The organism is Nocardioides sp. (assembly GCF_035429765.1).
GTDB lineage: Bacteria > Actinomycetota > Actinomycetes > Propionibacteriales > Nocardioidaceae > Nocardioides.
Genome location: NZ_DAOMFK010000061.1, coordinates 1 through 9,155 on the forward strand (window position 1 = coordinate 1; position 9,155 = coordinate 9,155).

General features: G+C 72.3%; 7 protein-coding genes. 2 read left to right on the forward strand and 5 right to left on the reverse strand.

Annotated features, from left to right (window positions below; genetic code table 11):
* Positions 1 to 73 precede the first annotated feature (73 nt).
* Together PLP61_RS07815 and PLP61_RS07820 are read right to left on the reverse strand one after the other, a co-directional pair.
* Positions 74 to 2,899 (reverse strand): ExeM/NucH family extracellular endonuclease, encoded by a 2,826-nt coding sequence (locus tag PLP61_RS07815; RefSeq protein WP_324501991.1) that lies wholly within the window; start codon positions 2,897 to 2,899, stop codon positions 74 to 76.
* Positions 2,900 to 3,089: 190 nt separating this feature from the next.
* Positions 3,090 to 4,478, reverse strand: a complete 1,389-nt coding sequence (locus tag PLP61_RS07820; protein WP_324501993.1) for a methyltransferase domain-containing protein — start codon at positions 4,476 to 4,478, stop codon at positions 3,090 to 3,092.
* Between the two features lie 79 nt (positions 4,479 to 4,557).
* Between PLP61_RS07820 and PLP61_RS07825 the strand changes: the two genes are divergently transcribed.
* Positions 4,558 to 4,899 carry a DUF2200 domain-containing protein gene (locus PLP61_RS07825; RefSeq protein WP_324501995.1) on the forward strand — a complete coding sequence of 114 codons (342 nt, stop codon included), beginning with the start codon at positions 4,558 to 4,560 and terminating at the stop codon, positions 4,897 to 4,899.
* Here the strand turns inward: PLP61_RS07825 and PLP61_RS07830 are convergent.
* From PLP61_RS07830 to PLP61_RS07840, 3 genes are all read right to left on the reverse strand, one after another.
* Positions 4,896 to 5,603 carry an SRPBCC family protein gene (locus tag PLP61_RS07830; protein ID WP_324501997.1) on the reverse strand — a complete coding sequence of 236 codons (708 nt, stop codon included), beginning with the start codon at positions 5,601 to 5,603 and terminating at the stop codon, positions 4,896 to 4,898. The genes PLP61_RS07825 and PLP61_RS07830 overlap by 4 nt on opposite strands.
* A 204-nt stretch (positions 5,604 to 5,807) precedes the next feature.
* Complete coding sequence (locus PLP61_RS07835) at positions 5,808 to 7,052, reverse strand: esterase/lipase family protein (protein WP_324501999.1); 1,245 nt, start codon at positions 7,050 to 7,052, stop codon at positions 5,808 to 5,810.
* Positions 7,053 to 7,139: 87 nt separating this feature from the next.
* Entirely contained in the window at positions 7,140 to 8,900 is a 1,761-nt protein-coding gene (locus PLP61_RS07840; RefSeq protein ID WP_324502001.1) for a glycoside hydrolase family 13 protein, read from the reverse strand.
* A gap of 86 nt (positions 8,901 to 8,986) precedes the next feature.
* Here PLP61_RS07840 and PLP61_RS07845 point away from each other — a divergent pair, with 86 nt between their 5' ends.
* Entirely contained in the window at positions 8,987 to 9,148 is a 162-nt protein-coding gene (locus tag PLP61_RS07845) for a hypothetical protein (protein ID WP_324502003.1), read from the forward strand.
* The last annotated feature ends 7 nt before the right edge of the window (positions 9,149 to 9,155 follow it).

Sequence of the window (9,155 nt, forward strand, 5' to 3'; positions counted from 1 at the left end):
CCCGCCCCAGTCACGCACCCCACCCGGCGATTTCGCAACAGCCACCAGGTGACTGGGATCTTCCGCGCTCTGGTCAGGACCCGGGGTGGATCTTCACCTGGCCCTGGACCGGGCCGGTCCCGCTGTCGTAGACGGTCTGCCCGCCCGGGCCGCGCACGACGACGCGGAAGGTGTCGTTCTTCTTGCCTCCGTCGGTGGCCGTCACCTCGAACCGGTAGCCGGCCGCACCGTTGACCGTCGCGGTCCCGCCGACCCGAGCGGTGCCGCCGGCGAGGACCATCCAGTCCAGGGCGGTGCTCTCGAGGGCGAACGGCGCCTTGTTCAGCGAGAACCTGACGTAGCCCGTCGGCGTGGCGGCCCCGGGCTGGTAGTCCACGTCGAGCTCGAAGGCGCCCTTGCCGCCGCTCCCCGCCGGGATCCAGCCGCCTCCGGTGAGGAACCCGGCCGCGTCGTCGGTCAGGTCGAGCCCGACGACCACGGGGTCGTGGTCGGAGATGCGGAACTGGTCCGGGGCGTAGAGCGAGGCGACCAGCCCGGGCGTCTTGAAGTCGGTGTTGTAGTCCAGCACGCTCGGCTCGTCGGCGTTGACGTGCCACTCCGCTACGCCGGCCACCTGGGCCCCGATCGAGGCCGACCCCAGGGCGTGGTCGAGGTAGCCCCACTGCCCGTCGAAGGCGTAGGAGTACGCCGCCGCGCCGAGGCGGTCGGCGACCAGGTTGGTGTAGCCGGCGTCCTCGAGCACCCCGATCGGGTCCTCCTTGGCGTAGGAGTTGAGGTCGCCGAGGATCAGCCGGTCGGTGTCGCCGGTGCCGGTCGGGTCGGTCCCCAGCCAGTCAGCGAGCTCGGTGGCGGCGTTGACCCGGACCTGGTTGCAGCTCCCCTGCCCGTCGCCGGCGTCGGGGGTGTCGCAGGCGCTGCCCTTGCTCTTGAGGTGGTTGACCACGGCGGTGAACACGCCGCCCGAAGCGTTCTCCCGGAAGGCCTGGGCCAGCGCCGGCCGGTTGCGGTCGGCACTGTCCCCACCGGTGACGAACGAGGTCGAGTTCAGCACGGCGGTCCGGCCCACCGGCGTCACCGCGGCGGGCTGGTAGACGAGGCCGACCTTGATCGCGTCGTGCCCCAGTGCGTCCACCTGCTGGGTGGCGGCGTCGACGTCGAGGTAGGCCCACGTCCCCGCGCCCTGGGCGGCGTTGAGCCGGCCGACCAGGTCGGCCAGGGCGCTGTCCGCGGCGTACCCGTCGTTCTCGATCTCGACGACGCCGACGACCTCGGCGCCCATCGTGGTGATCGCGGCGACGGTCTTGGCCGCCTGGCGCTCGAACTCGACCTGGGTGTCCGCGCCGCGGCAGTCGGTCGGACCGCCGGAGACGCCGAGCCGGCAGTTGTCCACGGTGTCGGGCAGCCCGTCCCAGGTGTTGAAGTAGTTGAGCAGGTTCATCCCGGCCACCTGCATGCGTCCGCCCACCTCGGGGGCGCCCGAGGGTCGCGGGTTGGCGGCCTCGAAGGTGGCCGAGCCGCCCAGCGCGCCGACCGGGCGGAGCCGGAAGGCGTTGCCGCTCGCGGCGTTGCCCGCCCAGGTGTAGGTCATCACGCCGACGGCTCCGGTGAGGGTGTCGCCGCCGCGCAGCGTGTTGGCCGCCGACAGGGGTGCACCGCCGCGGCCGAACACGATCGGGTCGGGGTTCTGCCCCTGGGAGGCGTCGTCGACGATCAGCCGTCGCAGGTTGTTGGCCGCCTGGAGCGCCAGCGCCGCGGCCCCGGGCTCGACGACGTTGGTCGGCTGCTGCAGCCGGCCTCCGGAGGAGACGACGACCTGGCCGAACCGGCCGAGCTGGAAGTGCTCGGTGACGGTCATCGTCTGCGGCACCCGCACGAGCATGCCCTCGACCCGCTCGAGCGCGGTGGCACTCGCCACCGGGAAGCTCACGTCGGTCGGGGCCACCGTGGCGCCGGTCGCACAGATCGCGAGCGAGGTGGTGCTGGAGAGCTGGGTCTGGTCCTGGAACTCGCCCGGGGTCCCCACCACCCGGACCCGGTCACCCAGGCTCACGCTGTTGCTGTTGGCGTTGAACACGAAGATCGCGTCGGAGGTCGCCGGGTCGCCGTCACCGGCGGGGTCCTGCAGGTAGAAGCCGCGCAGGGCCGGGGACGGGCCCTCGTAGTCGCCGACCACTACCCCCTCGGTGGCCACGGGCTGGGTGATCGTGGCGGCGGACCCGCTGCCCTGGATGGACGGGATCGGCGCGAACTCGTCGCCGCAGACCGGCGAGGTCGGCAGCGGCGGAGGGGGTACGACGCCGCCTAGGTGGCTGCCTAGCCCGTCGAAGGTGTCCACGGCGTAGCCGTCCCACTCGCCGGCGGGGTCGAAGGCATTTGACCCGTCGGGGTCACCGGCAGTGACCGCCTCCTTGCGGCGCAGGGTGTTGTCCGCGGTCGAGGTCAGCCCGGTGCCCCACTCGGTGCCGGGGTCCACCCCGATCTGGCCGATCACGTCGATCGCGGTCGTCCCCTTGCGGAGCACCACCGCGTCGTCGCCGTTGAACCAGCCGGCGCCGTTGGTCTGGTCGGCGGTGGCCAGGATCGTCGCGGAGGCGGAGGCCTGGGCGAGCACGAAGACGTCACCGCTGGCGACGGTGCCGGTCAGGTTGATCGTCAGGCCGGCCGTGGCATTCCCGTTGAAGAACATCTGCACGTTGTAGCCGCCGGCGGCCAGGTCGACCGGACCAGCGGTCCCGTTGTAGATCTCGAGGGCCTTGTTGTTGCTGGACCCCTCGACGTACTCACTCACGAACAGCTCGGTGGGTGCCGCGCTGGCGCTGGTCGCACCACCGACCACCGGGACCAGGGCCGCGGCCAGGGCCGCGGCGGAGAGCGCGGCGAGCCGGCGGGTCGGACGCATGGGCACCATGAGGACCACCTCCGTCCCCAGCCCCGATGGCCAGGGTCTGTCCTGGCACCCTAGGGCCGAGCACCGACCCCTGGCGACCCCTGCGACTGGCCGATCTGTCGACGGCTCGGCCGCCAGGGGTCGGCTACTGGTGAGTACGTCGTGCCTGGCGCGTCGTACTCACCAGTAGCCGCACTCCCGGTCAGTCGGACGCCGTGCGGTGGGCCCGGACGACGACGTCGTGCATGGTCTCCTCCCCGCCGTGCCCGGCCCGGCGGGTCCGGGTCTCGGCGACGTCGACCTCCCACGCCCCCGGGCTCAGCGCCGACACCACCGACTCGGGCCCGAGGGCGGCCTCCTGGGGAGCGTGTGCCGCGGAGTGGGTGTCGGCCCGGTCGTGCCCGGCCAGGAACAGGGTGCCGCCGGGCGCGACGGCCTCCGCCAGCCGCGCCACGAAGTCGCCGAAGGGTACGGCGGGGTGGACGTACTGGCTGACCACCAGGTCGTAGCGCTGGGGAGGCTTCCACTCCGTCAGGTCGGCGACCAGCCACCGGATGCGGGCCGCGGCCGCGGGCGCCTGCGCGGCGGCGTACTCCTCCGCGCGGCGCAGCACGGTCGGTGAGACGTCGACCGCGGTGACCTGCCAGCCCTGCTCGGCGAGCCAGACGGCATCTGCTCCCGGGCCGCAGCCGGCGTCCAGCGCGGCGCCGACCGGCAGCCCGCCGACCTCGGCCACCAGGTGCGGGCTCGGCACGTGCCGCCCCGTGCCGTGCTCCTGGTAGTGCTGCTCCCACCACTGCGAGCCGAACGCCGCCGCACCCGCCTTGACCCCGCTGACGAGGACGGCGTGGCCCAGCACCTTCCCCAGGGTCAGCGGGAACGGCAGGTCGAGGACCTCGGAGAGCCGCCGGGCCGCGTGCACCTCGCCGCCGTGCTCGGCGACCGCCCGGAGGACGCCGGCTCGTCCGCCCGGGAACTCCGGGCCGTCGAAGAGGTCGAGGAAGGCGAACCTGCCGCCGGGCTCGAGCACGCGAAGCGCCTCGACCACGGTGTCGGTACGGTCCGCGGTGTCGCGGACCTCGTGGAAGGTCAGGCAGCTGACCACCCGCCGGAAGCGGGCCTCGGCGAAGGGGAGCCGGGACGCACTCCCCCGCACCAGCCGGAGACGCTGCACGCCCTCCAGCCGCGCGTTGCGCCGCGCCTGCTCGACGGAGTACTCCCAGCTCGGGCCCCAGGAGTCGAGGCCGACGTACTCCCCCGGCGCCGACCGTGCGGCCCGGATCAGCAGCTGCCCACTGCCGCACCCCACGTCGAGGAGTCGTCCCCCGCCGCCGACGGAGTCGACCACGAGCTGGTGGATCCGGCTCTGGTAGTCCCCTCCCCGGGGACCGAGGCGGTAGGACGTCCAGGTGATGACGACGGCGATGTAGAGGAACGGGATCGCGAGCAGGACGAGCGCCAGACCCGGGAGCCAGCGGAGCGCGACCACCAGGCTGAGGCCCAGGATCCCGCCGACCACGGCCCAGAACACCAGGATCCGGCGCGAGCGCACCCACGTCGGGTAGTCCGGACGGTCACCGCCAGGCCTCATCAGGTGTCGCTCCCCCGCACGCGCATCCGCCCATTGCAGCCTGGACTCCCGGGAACGGCAACTCCTTACACTCAGGCGGATGAGCAGGATCTTCACCACCAGCGTCGCCTCCGTGTACCCCCTCTACCTGGCGAAGGTGGAGCGGAAGGGCCGCACGCAGGCCGAGCTCGACGAGGTGATCCGGTGGCTGACCGGCTTCGACGAGGACGCGTTGAGGAGCCACCTGGACACGGGAACGACCTTCGAGGACTTCTTCGCAGCGGCGCGGCTCAACCCCAAGGCCTCGTCGATCACCGGCGTCGTGTGCGGGGTGCGCGTCGAGGACGTCGACGATCCGCTGATGCAGCAGATCCGCTACCTGGACAAGCTCGTCGACGAGCTCGCCAAGGGCAGACCGATGGACCGGGTCCTGCGGGCCTAGCGTCGGGTCGCTAGCCGGGGCGTGCCGAGTACGCCGCCCGGCCGGACACCGCGGGCGCCGGGTCGGCCTCGGCGCGCTGCCGGAGCCCGCGCAGCATCCCGGGGGCCATGACGTAGTCGGCCGGGAACGATCGTCGCGACGTAGAAGGCGGCGAACCACCACGGAGCCATCCGACCGCGCACTCGCAGGTGCGCCCGGGTGGACCCGTCGGGGGTCGGCGTCAGGCTGATGGTCCAGGTCCAGGTGATCCGGGCGCCGTACTTCTCCGCCCAGCCCGGAGGGATGTGGCTGGTCGAGCGCAGCACGAGCAGACGCGGGGGCTCGACCCGGCTGACGACGTACTCCGCGGTGCCCGGCGGACCGTCCGGGATGACGTCGCCCTCCTCGAGGTCACGCAGCAGCACCGGGTCCAGGCGGTCGAGGCTCGGCCAGTTGTCCGGGAAGAGCAGCCGGTCCACCCACCTCGGCGTGTACCAGCCAGCGAGGTGCCACCCGAGCTGGGTCAGCCAGGGCCAGACGACCTCGGGGGGAGCCTGGATCGTGGTCGCGTGGTTGGTCACCATCTGCGGGTCGTCGACCAGGTCGTCGCCGGGCATCACCGCGCGGCGCTCCGCCGCGGTCGATCCCGCCACCCGTCCCAGCACCTGCAGCGCGGCGTAGGCCGCGATCGCCGTACTCGCACCGACAGTCACGCCGCGCCGCATCGGCAGCACCTCCTCCCGGTCATCCTGCTCCGTGGCCGCCCGGGAGGAAAGCGGGTCCCGGCGGATCGCAGACCCTGCGTCGTGGGGAGCGCCTCGATTGGACCGAAACGGCATGGATTCCGCCAGCTTCTCTGTCGTTTGGGTCCAATCGACAGACGTCCGGCCGGCGCCTCGCCGACACCGATCCGACCCCTCACCGCGCAGTCACCGCGGGAGGCGGTCGCGGGCGATCCAGCGCTTGAGCTGCTCGTACACCGCGGGGTGGTTCAGCAGGTCGAAGTGGTGCATGCCGCCGAAGTGGGCGCCGTTCTCGACCGGGAACGGCAGGTGGCGGTCCTCGCCACTCCCCGAGGCGCTCGCGAGGTGCACCAGGAGGTCCCCGACCCAGTCCGCGGCGGGGTGCTCGGAGTCGCGGACGAGCGTGGCCGCCACGAAGTAGTACGACGCGTGCTCGAGGAAGGGGACCTCGGCACGACGCATCCGCACGAGCCCTGCGGCGTCGTGCCCGTGGGCGTCGTCGTCCACGCAGGCACCGTGCCGCAGGTCCTTCACGCCGGCGCTCCGGGCGTCGAGCCAGCGCGCGGCCGGGCGGGTCTCGGGGAGACGGTCCAGCGCCGAGGCCGCAGCCGCCACGCCGCGCTCGAGGCGGGCGCCGAGGTGCGGCGTACCCAGGCAGAAGACGTGGCGCACGGACGCCGTCCACGACCACCCGGCCTCGTCAGCGGTGTGGCAGGCGCCGCGGATGACCAGCCCGCCCATCGAGTGTCCGACCAGCACGATCTCCTCGACGGGCACGGGCCACACCGCGACGAGCTGCTCCAGGAGCTCGGCGAGGCCACGGGCGTTGTCGGCGATGCACCGACCGGTGTTGTAGCGCACGTAGAGGGGGGTGAACCCGAGGTCCTCGCGGAGCAGGGACCCGTAGGTGATCCGTCGGTCACCGTGCCGGCTCTCGGCCGCCAGCGACCAGGACTCCTCGCTCTCGCACAGGCCGTGGACGAACACCGCGAGGCTGCCGGTGGCGTCGGGGTAGACCCGTGCGACACCCTCGGCGGACAGTGGTACGTCGGACCCCTCGGCCCGCAGCGCCATCGGCAGCGCCAGGGCCGGGTACCTGCGCTCCAGGCGGTCCCCCCACAGCCCGTTGATCGCCCCCAGCGCGAGTCGGCCGGCCGGCCTGGCCGACAGCGAGGGGGCGTCGGCGGGAGCGAACGGTGCGGCTGCCGCGGCCCCGATTCTCGGGAGCACGACGTGGGCCACCTGCGTCGTGCCGTACGCCGTGCCGGCGATGGCGTCGTGCAGGAGCTGGACCGGTGCCGCGGCGTGCGTGACCGAGCCGAACACCCGGCCGGCGACCGCCTGGTGCACGTCCCGCACCACCCGCACGCACTGGCCCAGCGTGTCCCCGACCAGCGCACCACCGGCGCGGAGCTCCCCGCTCGTGACCATCGCTCGTCCCTTCGTGGTCGCTCCTTCGAGGGTGTCAGGCCGGCGTCGTCCGGGCAACCTCACGCGTGCGTTGCCCGCAGGCAGCGGTCATCCGACCGGCCGGGTGCGGTAGATCCGAGCCTCCCACGGCGCGAGGTGGGAGGTCGGCTCGCCGACGTAGTTGCGCAGCAGAAGCTCGGAGCCGGCAGCGGCGGTGGCCAGCCCGTCGGCGAGGTCGTCGTCGTGCAGCGGGGCGTCGGAGAGGTTGGCGACGACGTACAGCGTCGCGTGCCGGCTGGTGCGGAGGAACGCGTAGAGGACCGGGTGCTCGGGATGGAGCATGGTGAACGCCCCGTGGACGACCGCCGGCTCCGAGTGCCGGAGGGCGATGAGCTGCCGGTAGTAGGAGTACACGGAGCGGGGGTCGGAGCGCTGGGCGTCGGCGTTGAGCCAGACGTGGTTGGGGTTCACCTCGATCCAGGGCTCCCCGGTGGTGAAGCCGGCGCCCGGTCCTGCGGTCCACTGCACCGGCGTCCGCGCGTTGTCCCTGCTCGTGCGTCGCAGGGTCTCGAGCACCACGTCAGGGGACAGGCCGAGGTCCTCCACAGCGTGGCGGTAGTAGCTGAGCGACTCGATGTCGCGGAACTGGCTGAGGTCGGTGAACGGCACGTTGGTCATGCCGAGCTCCTCGCCCTGGTAGACGTACGGCGTCCCGCGGTGGAGGTGGAGCACCGTGGCGAGCGCGGTCGCGGACTCGTACCAGAACGTGGTGTCGTTGCCGAAGCGGGAGACCACGCGCGGCTGGTCGTGGTTGTTCCAGTACAGGCTGTTCCAGCCGGTTCGCTCCAGCGCGGTCTGCCAACGGCCCAGGGACTGCTTGAGGTCGGCGACGGTGGCGCGCCGCGGCGTCCACTTGTGGCCACTCTCGTGGTCGAGATCGACGTGCTCGAACTGGAACACCATGCTGAGCTGCCCGCTCTCGGCGTCGGTGAACCGCCGGGCCTGGTCCGGCGTCACACCCGGCATCTCGCCGACCGCGAGGAACGCCCCCTCGCGAGGGTCGAAGACCTCGCGCCTCATCTCGGCCAGGTACTCGTGCACCCGGGGGCCGTAGCCGAAGAACGGCGTCCCGTCCCCGAACCCGCTCGCGGTGAGGGGGCCGTCGGGGAGGTCGGGGCCCTTGGAGATGAAGTTGATGACGTCCATGCGGAACCCGTCGACGCCGCGGTCGAGCCACCAGGTCATCATCGCGAAGACGGCCGCGCGCATCCGGGCGTTCTCCCAGTTGAGGTCGGGCTGCTTGGTGGAGAACAGGTGGAGGTAGTACTGGCCGCGCTCGGGCACCCACTGCCACGCCGGCCCACCGAAGAACGAGCCCCAGTTGTTGGGCTCGCTGCCCGGCGTGCCGGGAACGGTGCCGGGGCGGGGGTCCCGCCAGATGTACCAGTCGGCGGTCGCGGCCGCCGGGCCGCTCCTGGACTCCACGAACCAGGGGTGCTCGTCGGAGGTGTGGTTCACGACCAGGTCCATGATCAGCTTCATGCCCCGGCGGTGGACGGCCTCGAGCAGCGCGTCGAGGTCGTCGAGGGTGCCGAAGAGGGGGTCGACGTCCTGGTAGTCGCTGATGTCGTAGCCGTTGTCGTCCTGCGGGGACCGGTACACCGGGCAGAGCCAGACGACGTCCACGCCGAGACCGCTGAGGTGGTCCAGGTGCTCGATGATCCCGCGCAGGTCACCGACGCCGTCGCCGTCCGAGTCGGCGAAGCTGCGTGGGTAGACCTGGTAGACCACGGCGGACTTCCACCACGGCTCCGCGCCTGTGGACGGGGCTCCGGTGGAGCTGTCGGCGGGTGGGTGAGACGCGTTCATCGCGCCCCATCATACTTTGGACGATCGTCCAATCCTGGGCTATGCTGGGCGCAGCAAGAAGGCAACACAGGTGAAAGGACCTCGTCATGGCCGGGCTTCGGGATCTGTTCCGACACTGGCAGATCGCCCACTACGAGCTGCAGCGCTCTCGTCTCGACGAGGCGGGCACCCGCTCCCGGGTGATGCTCGGTGCCTACGGGCTCACGCCGACCGGTGAGTCGAGCCTGCCCCCACGACGGAGCCGCTGACTTCGCC